Genomic DNA, 21,621 nt, shown 5'->3' on the forward strand with positions numbered 1-21,621 from the left:
AAATGGGAGACGTTATTGATATATATGGTTTATCACCTTTGCAAAAAGGAATACTGTTTCATACTTTATACGATCAAGATGATGAACATTCTTTTTCCTATATTGTACAAGTAGGTTTCTTGCTCGGGGGGCAATTGGATGTAGATACTTTTGAAAAGGCTTGGGAATATGTTATTAATCGACATGAGGTTTTACGTTCAGTATTTGTATGGGAGGAAGTAGAAAAGCCACTACAAGCGGTTTACCAACGTCTTCCTTTTACTATTCATCAAGAGGATTGGAGCACCTATCCACATGAGGAAAGGGTGAAGAAATTACAACAGTTTTTGAATGTAGATCGTAGAAAAGGATTTTTATTGGATGAAGCACCATTGATGAGAGTCACTGCGATTAAAGAAGCAAAAGAGGAAACGAGAATTATTTGGACACATCATCATATTTTGCTAGATGGATGGAGTGTGTCATTGGTCTTTAGTGAAGTGATGGAAGTTTATCTCAAGATGATAAAGGGAGAATTATTGACTCTTCCTAAATCTCTTCCTTATAAAAAATATATCCAGTGGATAAATAAACAAGATCAAAGTCAAGCAGAGGAATTTTGGAAAGAAGAATTAAAAGGGTTCTATGCACCTACGCCATTAGCAATGGAAAGAAAGGATCAAGGACAAGAGAAGGGCTATGGAGAGTGTGTTTATCAAGTATCTGAGAAACTTACTGAGAAGTTACAAGAGTGGGTACGAAATAGTCGATTAACGTTGAATACGTTAGTACAAGGTGCATGGGCTTATTTGATGAGTAGGTATAGCGGTGACAGTGACGTCGTATTTGGCGTAACTAGCGCTGGACGTCCTACTGATTTAATGGGAGCAGAGAATATGGTGGGGCTATTTATTAACACATTACCTACCAGAATTCGATTAACGGATAATACATCAGTAGTAGATTGGCTTCGTAAAATACAAATGAAAGAAATGGAACGAAGACAGTATGAGTATAATTCGTTGATAGATATTCAAGGCTGGAGTGAGGTTCCGCGAAATAGCTCCTTATTCCATACCTTGTATGTGTTTGAAAATTATCCAATTCAAGGTGAGAGAAATGATGATTTAAGATTACTAGATGTTACAAGCACGGAACAAACAAATTATCCTTTAACACTCATTGTAATGCCCGGTAAGAAAATTACTTTAAAGTTGATGTATGATCGAAGCTATTTTAATGAAGAAACAATAAATCTGATTCAGAATCACTTATTGCAAATATTAATTCAGATGACGAAGAGCCTAGATTCAAAACTATTTGAAATTACTCATTTAACAGAAGAAGAACAGATACAGTTACTAGAGGAATGGAATCATACTCAATTTAATTATTCGGCTGAAGGCATGATTCATACGATGTTTGAGGAGCAAGTTAAAAAAACACCGGAAGCAATCGCGGCTAGTTACGAAAATGAACAAATTACCTATAAAGAGTTGGAGAAGCGTGCAAATCAGCTAGCTCATTATCTACAAAAGCATGGTGTAGGCCCAGAGTCTCTAGTTGGGGTATATATGGAACGTTCATTACAAATGATGATAGCGTTATTAGGTATTCTAAAATCAGGAGCAGCGTATGTTCCACTTGACCCTACTTATCCAGAGAGTCGACTTCGATATATATTAGAGGATGCTGGAATCGAAGTACTAGTGACGGAAGAGAATTCTAAAAATTTGTTTGTATCTGAAAATATAGAAACGATTTGTATGAATAAAGATTACACTGCAATTGAAAAAGAAGAATCAACCCCATGTATAAGTGGTGTAACAGGAGAAAATTTAGCGTATGTTATGTATACTTCAGGATCTACAGGGAATCCAAAGGGAGTAATGATTGAGCATCATTCAGTAATTAATTATCTAGAATGGATGCAACATAAATATCCGCTTTCTGAAAAGGATGTGGTCTTGCAGAAAACGCCATTCTCATTTGATGTCTCTGTTTGGGAATTGTTTTGGGGCATTCACGTTGGTGCAAGTGTATCTTTCCTACCTCCAGGTGGAGAAAAAGATCCTTCTATTATAGCTGAAGTGATTAAACAACATCAGGTTACTATAGTTCAATTTGTACCTTCGATGTTATCTGTTTTCTTAGACCACTTCAATCATATTGAATTGAACATGAATTGTTCGTCCGTACGCCATGTATTTTCTGGTGGAGAAGAACTAAGTTCAGGGTTGGTTAGACGATTTCAACAGAAATGGAATTATAGTGAACAAGTGAAATTAACCAACTTTTATGGACCAACTGAAGCCACTATTTATGTGAATGCATTTGATATTCAGCCTAATCAAGAATTTGTTTCTATTGGACAGCCAATACAGAACACGCAATTATATGTATTAGACCAAAATCAACGCTTGCAATCAATAGGAATTGAGGGTGAGTTATATATTGGTGGTGCTGGTTTAGCACGTGGATACTTAAATCGTCCCAATCTTACTGCTGAAAAATTCGTTTCGCATCCATATCGATTTGGGGAACGACTATATCGTACAGGAGATTCAGTAAGATATTTAACTGATGGAAATTTAGAATTTATAGGTAGAATGGACCACCAAGTCAAAATGCGTGGTTTTAGGATTGAATTAGGAGAAATTGAAGCGACTTTAGAAAAATGTTCGTTTATTAAAGAGGCTGTCGTATTAGTTAGAGAAGATCGTCCAGGTGATCAACGATTGGTTGCATATGTAATAAGCGATGGAAATACTGAGGAGTGGAGAGAGTATTTACAAAAACAATTACCGAATCATATGATTCCAGCGCACTTTATAGAGTTAGAACACTTCCCGCTTACTCCAAATGGGAAAATTGACCGAAAGGCCTTGCCAGCACCTGATGAGCAAGCTATTGAAGATTTAAATGTGCTACCTCGGACGCCATCGGAAGAGCTTATTGCCTCGGTTTGGAGTCAAGTGTTAGGAACAGAAAATATTGGCATTCAGGATTCCTTCTTTGAACGTGGTGGGCACTCACTACTTGCTACTCAAATTGTCTCTCGATTGCAAGAAATGTTCCAAATTAAAATTCCATTACGTGAACTTTTCAAGCACGATACAGTGGAAGCATTGGCGAAACGAGTGGATCAGTTACGAAAAGAAGATAAAAAACGAGAGGTTGCTCCTCTTGTACCTATGAAACGAGAAGAAGTTATCCCACTTTCCTATGCGCAGAAACGTCTATGGTTTATTGATCAATTAATGCCAAATAGTGCTATGTACAATATTCATGCAGCGTGTCGCTTAACAGGTAAATGGTCAATTGAAGCATTGGAGGTCGGATGGAATCAATTGTTGGAGCGTCATGAATCATTAAGGACGACAATTCTAGAACAAGAGGGTGAACCTTTTCAACAGGTTCAATCTCATGTGTTCAGGCATATTCCTCAAACGAATCTAACAGATCTTTCTTTGGAAGATAGGGAAAGAGAAATGAAACGCCTTATTCAAAACGAGGCGGAGGAACCATTTCATTTTGGACAAGGTCCTCTGATTCGAACACGAATATTGAAAGTGGACAGGGAAGAATGGGTTCTCATTTGTACGATGCATCATATTATTTCAGATGGATGGTCAATGGGAATCTTACTTGAAGAATGGATGGCTTTTTATGAAGGAGCACTAACCGGAAAAACAGTGGAATTGAAGGAGTTATCTATCCAATATGCAGATTTTGTCATGTGGCAGAAGGAATGGCAAAAAGAGGAGAGTTTGAATCAGCATCTTCAATATTGGAAGGAAGAATTATCTGGGGAACTACCGGTTTTACAATTACCGATGGATCGTCCTCGACCTGCAGTTCAAACCCATCGTGGTGCAAGTCAGTCCTTAATAGTGGCGAATTCCTTACAGGAAAAGCTCAAAGATTTAAGTTTGCAAGAAGGATGCACTTTATTTATGACCTTGATGGCAGCGTATCAAAGCTTCCTTTCTCGTTATACAGGACAGGACGACATTATAGTTGGAAGCCCCATCGCTAATCGAAATGTGAAAGAGATTGAGGGATTAATAGGATTCTTTGCAAATACGTTAGTTTATCGAGCTGATTTCAGTGGAAATCCGACGTTCCAAGAACTATTGTCGCAGATAAGAAAAAAAGCACTAAAAGCATACGAGTATCAGGACATCCCATTTGAGAAAGTGGTAGAATCCGTAAAACCTGAACGGAATACAAGTCATTCACCAATATTCCAAACTATGTTTACTTTACAGAATACGAAACAAGAGTTTCTTCAGCTATCCGAAAGACAAATGGAACTCATGGAAAGCTATGTTTCTGTTGCCAAATTTGATTTGAGTTTATTTGCTTCTGAGACGGAAGAAGGATTATCACTAACCTTTGAATATAATACTGATTTGTTTAATGATACAACCATTAAACGTATGGTAAATCATTTTGAACATTGGTTAAATCAAATTGCCTCTTATCCAAAATGTTTATTATCAGAATTGAATATGTTATCGAAAGTGGAATATAAGCAACTACTAGAGGAATGGAATGAATCAGCCGTTATAGATATAGAAGATAGTACGATTCATACAATGTTTGAAGAACAAGTGGAAAAAACACCAGAAGCAATTGCAGTAGTGTGCGAAGATGAAGAACTAACATATCGAGAGTTGGACGAACGCTCGAATCAGTTGGCACATTATTTACAAAAAAATGGTGTAACACGCGAAACATTGGTTGGGATTTGCGTTACACGTTCATCCGAGATGATTGTCGGTCTCTTAGGAATTATGAAGGCGGGAGGAGCATATGTCCCAATTGATCCAGCGTATCCGGAAAGTCGACTGCAGTACATTTTAGAAGATGCTCAAATAAAGGTACTGGTGACACAGGAAAAGTTACAACAAAAAATGGTTATACCTACATTCGTTAACGTTATTTGTATTGATCGTAATCGAGTAGAAATAGAACAAGAAGTTACTACGGTATGCACGAGTGAAGTGACGGGTGATAACTTAGCCTATATTATCTATACTTCAGGTTCCACGGGAAATCCAAAGGGAGTAATGATTGAGCACAGGAATACAGTAACAATGATTCATTGGGCGCATCATACGTATTCTCGAAAGGAATTAGCGGGAGTATTAGCTTCAACTTCACTATCTTTTGATTTATCTGTTTTTGAAGTATTTGTTCCCTTAACGATGGGTGGTAAGGTGATTGTCGCTGAAAATGCTCTACATCTAGACAAGTTGTCTACCAAAGGTGTGACTTTGGTTAATACTGTGCCATCGGCAGCAAAGGAACTGGTTCGAGCAAAAACAATTCCTTCTTCAGTAAAGGTAATGAATTTGGCTGGAGAACCGTTACCATATCCGCTTGTTCAAGATTTATACGAGAGAAGTACGATTGAGAAGGTGTTCAACTTATATGGACCGTCTGAAGATACTACGTATTCCACGTATATGGAATTAGAAAAGGGTGTCATGCATAGGGTACCACCAATTGGTAAACCAATCTTCAATACAGAAGTATATGTATTGAGTGCTGAACAAAAAATGGTTCCAATTGGTGTAGTTGGTGAGTTGTACATTGGTGGATCAGGGTTAGCACGTGGATATTTAAAACGCCCTGACTTAACGAAAAATCGATTTATAACGCATCCGTTTAAAGAAGACGAGCGAGTATACCGGACTGGAGATCTAGTAAGGTATTTGCCGGATGGAAATTTGGAGTATGTTGGACGAATTGATCATCAGGTGAAAATTCGTGGGTTCCGGATTGAACTAGGAGAAATCGAAGCGGTATTACAAAAGCATACATTAGTTAACGAAGCTATTGTGATGGTGCGGGAAGATTATCCTGGCGATCCACGTTTGATTGCCTATGTTGTAGGAGACGGGGATGCTCAAAAGTGGCGTGATTATCTCAAGGAACAACTACCAAACTATATGATTCCATCCTATTTTGTTGGATTAAATGCATTTCCACTTACTCCTAATGGGAAAATTGATAGGAAGGCTTTACCAGCACCAGAGAAGCAGGAGATAGCAAGTTGTTATATTGCTCCTCGTACGTCTACGGAAAAAACAATTGTTTCGATATGGCATGAAGTTTTAGGCATGGAAAACATCGGAATTCAAGATTCGTTTTTTGAAATTGGTGGACATTCATTACTTGCTACGCAAGCTGTTTCCAATCTTAAAGAGGCTTTTGGAATCGAGATACCATTGCATGATTTATTTATATTTCATACGGTGCAGCAATTGGCAGAACAGATTGATCAATTGCTCTATAACAAAAATCAAGAAATGCAGAATGATAGTAAGGAGAATGTAAGTCTTCAAGACTATATTCAAAAAGAAGCAGAAGTGAGTAATGATGAAGAATTATTAGAACTGCTTAAGCAATTAGAAGAGCTATCAGAGGAAGAAGCACATGGGATATTCGAGAGTAATTTGATTGAGGAAGGGGTAAAAAAATGAGAAGTGATTTACTTGCAAAGCTGAGTTCACTTTCTCCTGAGAAGAGAGCATGGCTTCAGAAGCAAATGCAAAAAAAGGAGAATAAAGAAGCACTCCCGTTGTCTTATGCACAACAACGTTTGTGGTTTATGGACAGATTTAACCCAAACAGTTCTTTATATAATATTCCAACAGTATGGCATCTAAAAGGAAATTGGATACCTGAAGCATTAGAGAAGGGATTCAATCGACTCATTGAACGTCATGAATCATTACGAACTGTTTTTAAAGAAATAGGAGAACAGCCTGTGCAACAAATTGTCGAATTCCTTCCTAGAGCATTACCTGTAAGGGATTACTCTCAACTTCCTCTAGAAGTAAAAGAAAAAGAGGTAGATAGTTTAATTGCGAGAGAAGCGCAAGAACCATTTGATTTAATGAATGGTCCTTTAATTCGTAATCAGCTTGTTCAATTAGAGAAGGATGAATGGTTATTACTGTGTACGATGCATCATATTATTTCTGATGCTTGGTCCATTGGTATATTCATGAATGAATGCCTTGCTTTCTATGAAGAAGAAACAGGCGGAAATCCTGCTAAATTAAGTTCATTATCTATTCAATATGCAGACTTTGCGAAGTGGCAAAAGGAGTGGTTGCAAGGTGATGTGCTAAATCGTCAGCTTACGTATTGGCAGGAAGAATTGTCTGGTGAGCTTCCTATTTTACAACTGCCAGTGGATCGACCTCGACCGGTTAAGCAGACTTACTCTGGGGCTGCGCATCACGTGATTTTTCCTTATAAATTGCTCAGTCAATTGAAGGATATAAGTCGACAAGAAGGGTCCACTTTATTTATGACTTTAATGGCCGCATACCAGAGCTTTCTCGCTCGTTATACGGGACAAAAAGATATTCTAGTTGGTAGCCCGATTGCAAATCGGAACCATAAGGGAGTAGAAGGATTAATTGGTTTCTTTGTTAATACGTTGGTTTATCGATCAGATTTGAGTGGCACCCCTACTTTTCGGGAGATTTTGAACCAAACAAAGAAAAAGGCGTTAAAAGCTTACGAATATCAAGATATACCATTTGAAAAAGTGGTAGAAGCTGTGCAACCTGAACGAAGCATGAGTCATTCCCCTATATTTCAGACCATGTTTACGCTACAGAATATAAAACAAGAACGACTAGATTTGCCTGATAGAAGTATTGAAATGGTAGAAAGTAATATGTCTATTGCTAAATTTGATTTGAGCTTAACTGCCTATGAAGTGGAAGAAGGTCTATTCGTCTCATTTGAATACAACACGGATTTATTTGATAGTAGTACCATTGCACGTATGGCAGGACATTTTGAGAACTGGCTAAACGAAATCACGTATCATCCAGATGAATCATATACAAAGCTGTCAATGTTATCGGATACTGAGCAAAAACAACTCCTAGAAGAATGGAATGATACGGACGTAGTTTATGGTCATGATTGTATGATTCATGAGCTATTTGAGCAGCAAGTTGCACGGACACCTGACGCAGTGGCGGTAGTTTATGAAGGTGGAAAGCTAACGTATCAAGAACTAAATGAAAAATCGAATCAATTGGCACATTTTCTACAAAAACGAGGTATCGGACCTGAATCATTGGTTGGTATATGTATTGAACGTTCTCCTGATATGATTATCGGTCTCTTTGGGATTTTGAAGGCAGGTGGGGCTTATGTCCCACTGGACCCAAGTTATCCTGAAAACCGCCTGAGATATATTTTGGAGAATTCACAAATTCAAGTGCTGTTAACAAAAGAGGCACTACAGGACTGGTTACCTAAAGATATTCAAGCAATTTGTTTAGACCGGGATCAAGTGATGATTTCTAAAGAGAGTAATTTAGCTCCGGTAAGTGGAGTAACAGCAAATAACTTAGCCTATATTATATACACTTCGGGTTCGACAGGAAATCCAAAGGGGGTAATGATTGAACATCATTCCGTTATCAACCGCCTACAGTGGATGCAGAAAAAATACCCATTGTCTGAGGAGGATACAATCCTACAAAAGACACCGTTTTCGTTTGATGTTTCTGTCTGGGAATTATTTTGGTGGTCATTTGTAGGAGCACGTGTTTGTTTACTTCCACCAGGAGGAGAGAAAGATCCTGCGGTGATTGAGGAGTATATTGAACGATACCGTGTGTCCACCATGCATTTTGTTCCGTCGATGTTATCTACTTTCTTAGATTATATGGAATTATATAATTCGAAAAGGGATGTATCGTCTTTAATTCAAGTTTTTACTAGTGGAGAAGCGTTAAACACTGAACAGGTTCGCCGGTTTAAGGGGATCTTTTACAATGCTCAGCAAACAAAGTTAATTAACTTGTATGGTCCTACTGAAGCAACTGTGGATGTGACTTATTACGATTGTGATTTAGAAAAAGAACCAATGCTTATTCCGATTGGTCGTCCGATTGATAATACAGAGTTGTATGTGTTAGACCAATATCAACAAGTGGTCCCGATTGGTGTGGCAGGGGAACTTTACCTTGGAGGAGTAGGATTAGCACGTGGCTACTTCAATCGACCGGATTTAACTACTGAACGTTTTATTCCGCATCCCTTTAAGGACGGGGAACGATTATATCGAACGGGTGACTTGGTTAGATATATAAATGATCGTAACTTAGAATATATTGGAAGAATAGATAACCAAGTTAAAATTAGAGGATTCCGAATTGAATTGGGAGAAATAGAAGCAGCTTTACATGATCACTCATCTGTAAAAGAGGCAGTCGTGTTGGTGAAGGAAGATCGACCAGGAGATAAGCAGTTAGTAGCTTATGTAGTGGGTGAAGGGGATACTGGGGAGTGGCGTGAATATCTCAAGAAGCAATTACCACATTATATGGTTCCGGCATACTTTTTCCAAATTGAAGGTATGCCACTTACTCCAAATGGTAAAGTGAATCGGAAAGCATTATTGGAATTAGAAGAACAGTTCATAAGTGAAGATATTACTTCATCACGAACACCAGTGGAGGAGCTCATCGTTTCCGTTTGGAGCCAAGTGTTAGGAATAAAAAATATTAGTGTTCAGGATTCCTTTTTTGAAATCGGTGGTCATTCACTACTAGCTACTCAAGTAGTGTCACGTTTACAGGGAATTTTTCAAATCGAATTACCAGTACGTGAACTATTTGAATATACAACGGTGGAGTCACTGGCAAAGCGATTAGAACAGTTACGTAAAGGAGATAAAAAACGAGAGATTCCGCCACTAATACCAATGAAACGAGGAGAAGCTATTCCACTATCTTATGCCCAACAACGTTTATGGTTTATTGATCAATTTACACCTAATAGTGCCCTTTACAATATGCCAATGGTATGCCGTCTTACAGGGAATTGGCTACTTGAAGCATTGGAAACGGGATGGAATCAACTAATAGAACGTCATGAATCACTGCGGACGGTCTTTCAAGAAGTGAATGGTCAACCCGTACAGCAAATTGAACCGTATGCTTTTCAATCAATTCCGAAAACGGATTTAACTATGCTTTCTTCTGAAGATCAAGAAGAAGAAGTTAAACGTTTAATTCAACAAGAAACAGAAGTGCCATTTGATTTAACAGAGGGTCCATTAATCAGGACAAGTATTTTGCACGTGGGAGAGGAAGAATGGATACTCCTTTGTACTCTACATCATATCATTTCAGATGGATGGTCAATGGGAATCCTACTTGAAGAATGGATGGCATTTTATGAGAAAGCAACGAATGGAAAGGTAGCGGAACTTGAACCATTACCGGTTCAATATGCCGACTTTGCTCAGTGGCAAAAAGGATGGCTAAAGGAGGAGGTGCTTGATCAACAACTCCAATATTGGAGGGAAGAATTGTCTGGGGAGCTTCCTGTACTCCAACTTCCTGTGGATCGCCCGCGTCCCGCAATACAAACTCATCACGGGTCGACATACACTCTGGTTCTGCCAAGCACGCTACATGATAAATTGCATGAACTTAGTCGAAAAGAAGGGGCTACGCTCTTCATGACGCTTTTAGCTGCATATCAAAGTTTTCTATCTCGTTATACGGGACAAGAAGATATTCTGGTCGGAAGCCCAATTGCGAATCGGAATTATAGAGAAATTGAAGGACTAATTGGTTTCTTCGTTAACACGCTAGTTTATCGAGCTAATTTGAGTGGTAGACCGACATTTCAAGATGTACTGTATCAGGTTCGTCAAAAGGCATTGAAGGCGTATGAATATCAAGATATTCCATTTGAAAAAATTGTAGAAGTTGTGCAACCGGAGCGAAGTACAAGTCATTCGCCAATCTTCCAGACTATGTTCATCTTGCAAAATATGAAACAAGAGTTACCGGTGTTATCGAGTAGAAGTATTGAAATGATAGAAAGCCATAGTCCAATTGCAAAGTTTGATTTAAGTGTAATGGCAGTTGAGACGGAAGAGGGATTACTTTTTACTTTTGAGTACAATAAGGATTTATTCAATGCTACTACTATTGAACGGATGGCAGGACACTTTGAGAAATGGCTACATGAAGTTTCTCATCGCCCACAAAATCCGTTGCATGACCTGAGCATGCTATCAGAAACCGAGCGTACTTTGTTATTAGAAACATGGAATGACACTGTAATGGAAATGTCTCATCAGGGTCTTATTTGCGACAAAGTTGAGGAGCAAGTAGCAAGGCGTCCTGATGCGATTGCGATAGTTGATCAAACAAAACAGTGGACTTATGGTGAATTGGATACACAAGCAAATCAGTTGGCAAATGTTTTACAGCGAAAGGGAGTAGCCCCAGAGTCAGTGGTAGGGGTTTATCTTCCGAGGTCAGCTGAGCTGATGGTAAGTTTACTAGGCATTTTAAAAGCTGGTGGAGCTTATGTCGTTTTAGATCCGTTGTATCCAAAATCAAGGTTAGAATACATGATTGAAGATGCAGGAATTCAATTTGTAGTGACGGCGGAAGGACAAGAAGGACATTTCGCACACGTCGAAATGGTGAGGTTAGAAGAATTAACGGTGGAAAGCGTAATCGCACCTACACGTCAAATAAATCCAGAGAACTTAGCCTATATTGTTTATACCTCTGGTTCTACAGGAAAACCGAAGGGTGTCATGGTTGAATATCGCTCATTAATGAATATGGTTTCTTGGCATCAGGAAGTTTATCATATTTCAGCAGAGGATCGTGCGACTCAGATTGCAGGGGTTGCTTTTGATTCGGCTGTTCAGGAGATCTGGCCGTATCTAACTGCTGGCGCAGCACTCTACTTGTCAACAGAGGAACTGAGAATTAATCCAGAAGCACTAAGGGACTGGCTCATTGATTCACGAATAACAGCTAGCTTTGCACCTACGCCTATTCTGGAAAGACTCTTGAAATTATCTTGGCCAGATAAAACGGATCTTCGTTTTATCATTACTGGTGGGGATCAATTAACGCAGTATCCATCTAACGATATTCCTTTTGCGGTAATTAATCAGTATGGTCCATCGGAAAATACCGTTGTTACCACAGATTGTTATGTACCTGTAGGAGTGACAACAGGTACGCCATCGATTGGTCGACCGATTGCGAATACAGAAGTTTATGTGTTAGATTCTCATCTTCAGCTAGTACCAATTGGTGTAATTGGAGATCTCTATATCGGAGGGAAGAGTCTTGCACGTGGATATGCTAATCGTCCGGATCTTACAAAGGAAAAATTTATTCCACATCCTTTCAAGTCAGGAGAACGTCTCTATTATACAGGAGACAAAGCAAGTTATCTTTCTGATGGTAATCTCCAGTTCCATGGACGTATAGATGACCAAGTAAAAATTCGTGGTTTCCGGATTGAATTGGGAGAAATAGAAGCTGTTTTGCAGGCGCATTCTTCTGTGAAAGAAGCTGTTGTATTGGTGCGAGAGGATAATCAAGGTGATAAGAGATTAGTAGCTTATGTAGTTGGTAAAGGAAGTGTCCATGGATGGCGAGAACATCTACAAACACATTTACCTAATTACATGGTTCCAACAAACTTTATTGAGATGGAATTTTTACCACTTACACCGAATGGAAAACTTGATTTGAAGGCATTGCCTATACTTAGTGAACAATTCGCTGAAAATACTGTATACCCAAGAACTCCGCTGGAAGAACTTATTGCTTCAGTGTGGAGTCAAGTGCTAGGAATAAGAGACATTGATGTTCAGGATTCTTTCTTTGAGCTCGGTGGTCACTCTCTACTTGCTACACAAGTGGTCTCACGCTTACAGGAAGTCTTTCAAATCAAATTGCCAGTACGTGAACTGTTCGAATATTCAACGGTCGAGGCATTATCGAAACGAATAGATCAGTTACGTAAGGGGAGTGAAAAACGAGAAATTCCACCATTGATGCCGATGGAACGAGGGGGAAATATTCCACTGTCTTATGCCCAACAGCGCTTATGGTTTATTGATCAATTTGCACCTAATAGTGCACTTTATAATATGCCGATGGTATGCCGGCTTACAGGGAATTGGTTACCTGAGGCATTGGAGTTGGGATGGAATCAGTTGATAGAGCGTCATGAATCTTTGCGGACTGTATTTTATGAAGAGGATGGCCATCCTGTGCAGCAGATTCAACCGTACGTTTTCCGTCCGCTTCTACAAATGGACTTAACTAAGCTTTCATTAGAGGAGCGAGAAAGAAAGTTGGAGCAATGGATTCAAACTGAAGTCGAATCTCCATTTGATTTAGAACAAGGGCCGTTATTCCGTGGGAAACTCATAAGAATTTCAGAAGAAGAATGGATTCTTCTGTGTAATATGCATCATATTATCTCGGATGGGTGGTCGATGGAAATCTTGCTTCAAGAATGGATGGCATTTTATGAGAATGCGATTGGTGAAAAACAAGCAGAGCTGGAACCACTACCAGTTCAATATGCCGATTTTGCTCAGTGGCAAAGAGACTGGTTGAAAGATGAAGTACTATATCAACAACTTGCATATTGGAAGGAAGAATTATCTGGTGAGTTACCAGTCTTAATGTTGCCAATGGATCGTCCGCGTCCGCCAGTGCAAACCCACCATGGATTAACTCATAATGTTTTGTTGTCACGCTCATTACTGGATAAATTAAATGAACTAAGTCGTCAAGAAGGGGCCACACTTTTCATGACCTTATTGGCATCGTATCAAAGTTTCCTTGCTCGTTATACGGGACAAACGGATATTATTGTTGGCAGCCCAATTGCAAATCGAAATTATCGAGAAATTGAGGGGCTAATTGGTTTCTTTGTCAACACCTTGGTTTATCGAGCTGATTTAAGTAATGCACCGGCATTTCAAGAGTTGTTATCTCAAGTACGGATAAAAGCATTGAAGGCGTATGAGTATCAAGATGTTCCGTTTGAGAAAATTGTAGAGGTTATCCAACCTGAACGAAATACAAGTCATTCTCCGATTTTCCAAACCATGTTTACTTTGCAAAATACGGGACAGAAGCTACCAGAACTACATGGAAGAAATATAGAAGTAATGGAAAGTAATGCTCCGATCGCTAAGTTTGATTTAAGTTTAACTGCTGCAGAAGTGGAAGAGGGTTTATTACTTACTTTTGTTTATAGAACTGATTTATTTGACAGCTTAACTATTGAATCCATGGCTGAACATTTTGGGAACTGGTTGAATGTAATCGTGGAGAATCCTGATAAATCATTAGCTAAGTTGCCTATATTATCAGGATTACAGCAAAAACAGTTGGAAGAGTGGAATAATGGTGCTGTAGCATATCCACAGGAAAGTACGATTCATCAGCTGTTTGAAGAGCAAGTAAATCGTACACCTGATGCGGTAGCAGTGGTAGATGAAAAACAGCAGTTAACATATCGAGAGCTGAATGAAAAAGCTAATCAATTGGCCCACTATCTTCAGCAATGTGGGATTGGGACTGAATCATTAGTTGGAATTTGCTTTGAGCGTTCAGTTGAGATGATTGTTAGTATTATGGGGATCTGGAAGGCTGGAGCAGCATATGTTCCATTGGACCCATCATATCCAGAAAGTCGCCTACGATATATTTTGGAGGACACTGAAATTCAAGTATTAGTTACGAATGAGTCATTGGAAGGTTGGATACCCAAAGAAGTCAAGGCAGTTTGTCTAGATAGGGATCAGGCAATGATTTCAAAAGAAAGCATTTTTTTACCAAAATGTGAAGTAACAGGAGAAAACCTAGCGTATGTTATCTATACTTCGGGATCGACGGGGAATCCAAAGGGTGTCTTGATACAGCATCATTCTGTACTAAACTTGTCGCATGGTTTACAAAAAGAGGTTTTCGAACATGAGATACCATCTAACATGCATGTCGGTTTAAATGCGTCAATTGCCTTTGATGCATCTATTCAGCAATTACAAATGCTGCTTTATGGTTCAAGTTTGTATATTATTCCGAATGAAGTACGAAGTGATCCGGAACAGTTTGTAGCTTATATTAGGGAGAACAAGTTAGCAATCTTTGATATAACGCCTTCAATGCTTCAATTACTTATAGATGCCGGATTGTTAGAAACGTACGATGGTGTTCATGTTCCAAGTAAGGTATTGGTTGGCGGCGAAGCGATTATGCCGTCATTATGGGAACAGCTAGTAGAGACTGATAAAATACAGTTTTATAATGTATATGGTCCTACAGAATGTACGGTTGATGCAACATGCTATCATATTAAAAAAGATAGTAAGAGAGTAACAATTGGGCGTCCATTGCCTAACATCCAAACTTATGTATTAGATAGAAATAGGTTGCCAGTTCCAGTTGGTGTGATGGGGGAACTTTATATCGGAGGAGCAGGTCTAGCAAGGGGGTACTTGAATCGTCCAGAGTTAACATCCGAACGATTTATTTCTCATCCATTCAAAGAAGGCGAGAGGTTATATAGAACAGGTGATCTTGTGAGATATCTTCCTGATGGTAATATAGACTACTTAGGAAGAATGGATAATCAAGTGAAGATTAGAGGATTTCGAATTGAACTTGGAGAGATTGAGTCGACCTTACAGGAGCATTACTTAGTAAAAGAGGCAGTTGTAATGGTTAGGGAAAATCAGTCGGGAGATAAGAGGCTGGTAGCTTATGTAGTGGGCGAAGGCAGTTTAGAAGAATGGCGAGAGTACCTTAAAACAAAACTGCCAATCCATATGATACCTTCCTACTTTGTCGAAATGAAAGAATTACCGCTAACCATAAATGGAAAGGTTGATCGGAAATCGTTACCTATACCAGATTATCAAGGAACAAAAGAAGGATACGTGGCCCCAAGAAATGAACGTGAACATAAGCTTTCTATCATTTGGGAACGTGTGCTAGGTTCAAAACGTATTGGTATGAATGATAACTTCTTTGAAATTGGTGGAGATTCAATTCTTAGCATTCAGATTGTCTCGCGCGCGAAGCAAGTTGGTTTACAATTGACACCAAAACAAATATTTGAACACCAAACGATTGCTGAGTTGGCGCAAGTAGTCAAAGAAGAACAAGGTGTACAAGCTGAACAGGGAATTATAACTGGAGAGACGATACTTACACCTATTCAGCAAAGGTTTTTTGCACAAAATCATCCTAACCCACATCATTGGAATCAATCCATGTTCTTTAGAACGAAAGAGAAATTGGACATAGGATCACTGGAAAAGGCGGCAGGTAACCTTCTACTTCATCATGATGCTCTGCGTTTAAGATATGAACGTTTATCTAATGGGGTTTGGAAACAGTGGAATGAAGGAATAGAAGAACAATTGATGCTTACTGTCATTTCATTAGACGAAGTGCCGGAAGCTGATTGGCATCAGGTTATTCAAAAAGAGATTAATGTTGCACAAGAAAGTTTGAATTTATATGATGGTCCGCTAATGAGAATGGTGTATTTTGATGAAGGTGAGCACGCTGGCCGATTATTTTGGACAATTCATCATTTAGCCGTGGATGGTGTTTCTTGGCGAATTTTATTGGAAGATTTGCAAACAGCATATACGCAAGTAGTCCAAGGGCAGAAAATTCAATTACCTATGAAGAGTACATCTTTTAAAGAATGGTCGGAGAAATTACATCATTACGCTGAAACGGGCCTATCAAAAGAAGTGCTACATTACTGGGAGGAGCAGGCTGAACAAGACGTAGTTAAATTGCCGGTAGATGGTACTATAAGTAATCCAGTAAGCGCAGTAACTGAGGAAATTACTGTGGTGTTAAATGAGAATGAGACCCGTATGTTATTGCAAGAGACTTTAAGCACTCACCGTGTCCAAATCAATGAAGTATTATTAGCAGCATTAGTACAAGCTACGGCAGCATGTACGGGGCAGCCGATATTGAGCGTAGATTTAGAGGGACATGGTCGAGAAGAGATTATTGAAGATGTTGATTTATCGAGAACTGTGGGATGGTTTACAAGTATTTACCCAGTTCATTTAAATATTACTAGTGCTAATACGCCAATTGAAGCATTAAAAGCAGTTAAAGAACAAGTTCGCAAAATTCCTAATAAGGGTGTTGATTATGGGGTGTTGCGTTACATGAACGCAACAATGTGTGAGCAATTAAGCTCCCAATATACACCGTCTATTAGTTTTAACTATCTTGGACAATTTGACCAAATGTTTTCTAGCGATGCAATGTTTATTCCGGAGAACGAATTTAAGCGTTTAGATCATGCTGCCGGTTCCAAGCGATCGCATGTAATTGATGTAATTGGGGTTGTAACGGATGGAAAACTTCAGTTCACTTGGGTATACAATGTTGGACAATTTGCCAAATCAACGATTCAAAGTATTGCACAGAATATGCTATATCAACTGAGTACATTGATTCAATTTTCAGATAGAGAATCTGCACTGACCATTTCGGATTTTGCAATGGCTAATCTTAGCCAAGAAGGTTTGACAAATGTACTAAACAAAATGCATCGCGGAAAGAACAATCAGATTACTGATTTATATCCACTATCACCTTTGCAAGAAGGTATGATTTTCCACACATTGCATGACCAAGGGGATGAACATGTTGCGCCGTATATAGTGCAATTGAGTTTTATGATTCGAGGAAAAATGAATATTCCTACATTTGAGCAGGCGTGGAAATCTGTAATTCAGCGGCATGAAATTTTTCGTACAGGATTTGTATGGGACGAAATTGAAGAACCTGTACAAGTGGTGTATGAAAATATCCCATTTAAAGTGAATAAAGAAGACTGGCGTACAATGACAAGTGAAGAGATAGAGGAAAAAAGAAAAGTCTTTTTGGCATTAGATCGAAAACAAGCCTTCCAATTTGATGAAGCACCATTGATGCGGGTAACAGTCATTCAAGAAGGTGAGGAAGAATATCGGATTGTTTGGACCCATCACCATATTTTACTGGATGGATGGAGTTTACCATTAGTATTTAATGAATTACTTACAGTCTATCAGAAGAGAATGAATGGAGAAGCTGTGAAGTTACCTAAGTCCTCACCATATAAGAAATATATCCAATGGTTAAGAGAGCAAGATAAGGAGCAGGCGGAACAATTCTGGAGAGAGAAGCTAAAAGGTTTTACTGCGCCAACTTTGCTGGGCTTAGAAAGTAAAGAGGAAGAAAAAGGTTACACAGAGAAGGTTACGTATTTATCAGAAGAGCAGACTCAAGCGTTACAAGGATGGGCGAAACGCAATAAACTTACTTTGAGTACAGTAATTCAAGGTGCATGGGCATATCTCATGAGCCGATATAGTGGAGAAAATGACATTGTTTTTGGTGTAACAAGCTCAGGGCGTTCTACGGAGATTATTGATGTTGAAAACATCGTAGGTCCTTTCATTACAACGTCACCGACGCGAATTCAATTGATGGATGATATAAAATTAATAGATTGGTTGCAGAAGATACAAGAGGAAGAGATAGAAAGAAGACAATATGAGTATGCTTCTTTGACAGAGATTCAGGGGTGGAGTGAAGTTCCTAGAGGAATACCGCTGTTCAATAGTTTATATGTGTTTGAAAATTATCCAGTGAAAGAGGAGTCTTCAGAAAATCTGGAAATTGGTGAATTGGAAGGGGTAGAACAAACCCACTACCCATTAGGGTTAGCTGTAGTTCCAGGAATCCAGTTATCGTTAAAGTTAATGTATGACCGTAGTAAGTTTAATAGAGTAACCATTGAACGAATGCTGGGTCATTTACACAAAGTGTTAATGCAAATGCTCAAAAACTTGATCAAAATCTATCGGAGCTAGTATATATTACGGAAGCTGAACAAAGAAAGCTATTGGAAGAATGGAATAATAATACTATATCCTATCCACGTGAGAATGCAATTCATCAACTATTCGAAGAGCAAGTAAATCGTACGCCTGACGCGTTGGCAGTGGTAGATGAAAAACAGCAACTAACATATCGAGAGCTGAATGAAAGAGCTAATCAATTAGCCCATCATTTACAGAAATGTGGAATTGGGACAGAGTCATTAGTTGGCCTCTGCTTTGAGCGTTCAGTTGAGATGGTTGTTGGTCTCATGGGAATTTGGAAGGCTGGAGCAGCCTATGTTCCATTAGATCCATCGAATCCGGAAAGCCGCCTACAATATATTTTAGAAGACACAGGAATTAAAGTGTTAGTTACAAATGAAGTATTACTAGGCTGGATTCCTAAAGACATTAAGACAGTTTGCCTAGATAGGGACCAAGCAATGCTTTCTCAAGAAAGCAAACTTTCACCAATATGTGAGGTAACAGGGGAAAACTTAGCGTATGTTATCTACACTTCTGGTTCGACAGGGAATCCAAAGGGAGCTTTAGTACAGCACCATTCTGTAATAAACCTATCATATGGTTTACAAAAAGAAGTTTTCTCACATGAGATACCTAGTAATATGCGCGTTGGTTTGAATGCATCAATTGCCTTTGATGTATCTATTCAGCAATTACAAATGCTGCTTTATGGTTCAAGTTTATATATTATTCCAAGTGAAGTTCGCACTAATCCAGAACAATTTGTGTCCTATATTAGGGAGAATAAATTGGAAATGTTTGATATGACACCTTCATTACTTCAATTACTAATAGATGGAGGATTGCTAGAAATAAGTGCTGATGTTCATGTACCAAGCAAGATATTGGTCGGTGGTGAAGCAATCATGCCGTCATTATGGGAACAGCTAGTAGAGACTGAAAAGATTGATTTTTATAACGTATACGGTCCTACAGAATGTACAGTTGATGCAACATGCTATCATATCAAAAAAGATAGTAAGAGAGTAACAATTGGACGTCCATTGCCGAACGTTCAAACTTATGTATTGGATAAAAATTTGTTACCTGTTCCAGTTGGTGTAACAGGTGAGCTATATATTGGGGGTGCAGGTATAGCGAGAGAATACTTGAATCGCCCAGAATTAACAGCAGAGCGATTCATCTGTCATCCATTTAATGAAGAAGAGCGTTTATATCGTACGGGAGATTTGGTTCGTTATTTACCTGATGGTAATTTAGATTACTTGAGAAGAATTGATAATCAAGTGAAAATTAGGGGCTTTCGTATTGAACTTGAAGAGATTGAAGCGAGTATAGAGAGGCATCCATTGGTAAAAGAAGCAGTAGTTTTGGCAACAGAGGATAAATTAGGAGAGCAGAGATTGGTTGCTTATGTAGTTGGAGATGGTAGTATGCATGAGTGGCGTGAGTATCTCAAGACACAAGTACCAAATTATATGGTTCCCGCACACTTTATTAAGGTAGACGAGATTCCTCTTACAACGAATGGCAAAGTTGATCGAAAGGCATTGAACAATTTAACTATTCATAGAGAAAATAACTTCTCTACACCAATCATTCCAAGGGATGAAATTGAATATCAGTTGATTAAAATCTGGCAGGATGTGTTACAGATAGAAGATGTCTATGTAAATGATGATTTCTTTAATAGAGGAGGACACTCTCTCCTTGTAATTAAATTAGTTTCAAAAATTAGGGAGAAGTTTGGAAAAGAGATTAAGGTGTCTACATTGATTAAGAATCCAACAGTGGAAGGAATCGCATGCCTTATTCGTGATAAGCATGATATGACGAAATCAGTAGCAGCGCTAGTTTCACTACAAGAATCAGAAAAAAGACCTTTCTTCTGCGTTCATCCGTTTATGGGGAATGTATTCTGTTACATTCAACTAGCAAGATTGCTTAAGAGCCATTGTTCATTTTATGGTTTACAGAATCCTCTTATAGAAAAGAAAGAAATTGACGAGTTAACTTTGCCGGAAGTAATTCAACTTTACATCGAAGAAATAAAACGTGTTCAGCCAGAAGGTCCATATCGTCTTGGAGGATGGTCTTTAGGCGGTGCGATTGCTTATGAAATCGCAACTGTACTAAGGAGTCAAGGTGAGGAAGTTGAGTTGTTGGTACTAATGGATACAAAAGTACCTTCAGAGCAGGATCATAAAACAAGGGAGGATATGCTCTCATATATATATGAGCATTTCATTCCTAGAGATTTTACTGAGCAGGAAGAAGGCCTCATCCATAAACAAGATATGCTTGTAGAGCGATTAATTATGGAAGGAGTACTCCCGCCTGATGCAGATCTTATCAATTTGAAGCAAGTTATCAATGCTCATAGGAAATGCCTGAATATAATGGCAGAGCATGATTTAATACCATACTCTGGAGAAGTTCTCTACTTTAGTGCTGAGGAAGGAAAAGAGTTGTTTACAGAATGGGGACCTTTATTAAAAGGTAGAGTAAATAAGTATTCAGTCCCTGGATCACATGAAGAAATAGTGGATTCACCTGCAGTTGAAAAAATAGCTATGTATCTACTAAATGAATTTGAAGGAATAATAGAGAAATCCATTTTATTAACGGAAAAGTAGAGAGTATAAAAGATGCAACGTAATGAACGAAAAGGGGAGACCAATACCTGCATATCAAGTGTAGGGAATAATGAATATATTAAGAGCATTACTTTTTAAGGGGATAATGTAAAAAGTAATTGGTAGAGGCATAGAAATCTTTGTAATAGAAGCGAATGCCTGATGATATTACTGAGGAAAGGTGCATATTTTCATTGATATGTAAATATGCACCTTTTCTATTGTATATGCAATTTAATAAAGTTAATTTGAATTTCCGTAACGTTCATA

General features: G+C 38.6%; 1 protein-coding gene and 1 pseudogene. Both read left to right on the forward strand.

Annotated features, from left to right (window positions below; all coding sequences use genetic code 11):
• Positions 1 to 2: 2 nt before the first annotated feature.
• On the forward strand, positions 3 to 6,473 hold the full coding sequence (locus tag HMPREF1014_RS12180) for a non-ribosomal peptide synthetase (protein WP_000503041.1): 6,471 nt from the start codon (positions 3 to 5) through the stop codon (positions 6,471 to 6,473).
• A pseudogene (locus tag HMPREF1014_RS12185) lies at positions 6,470 to 21,351 on the forward strand (non-ribosomal peptide synthetase). Before HMPREF1014_RS12180 ends, HMPREF1014_RS12185 begins: the two are co-directional and overlap by 4 nt.
• The last annotated feature ends 270 nt before the right edge of the window (positions 21,352 to 21,621 follow it).

Origin of the sequence: Bacillus sp. 7_6_55CFAA_CT2 (assembly GCF_000238655.1) — a bacterium.
GTDB classification, from domain to species: domain Bacteria; phylum Bacillota; class Bacilli; order Bacillales; family Bacillaceae_G; genus Bacillus_A; species Bacillus_A cereus.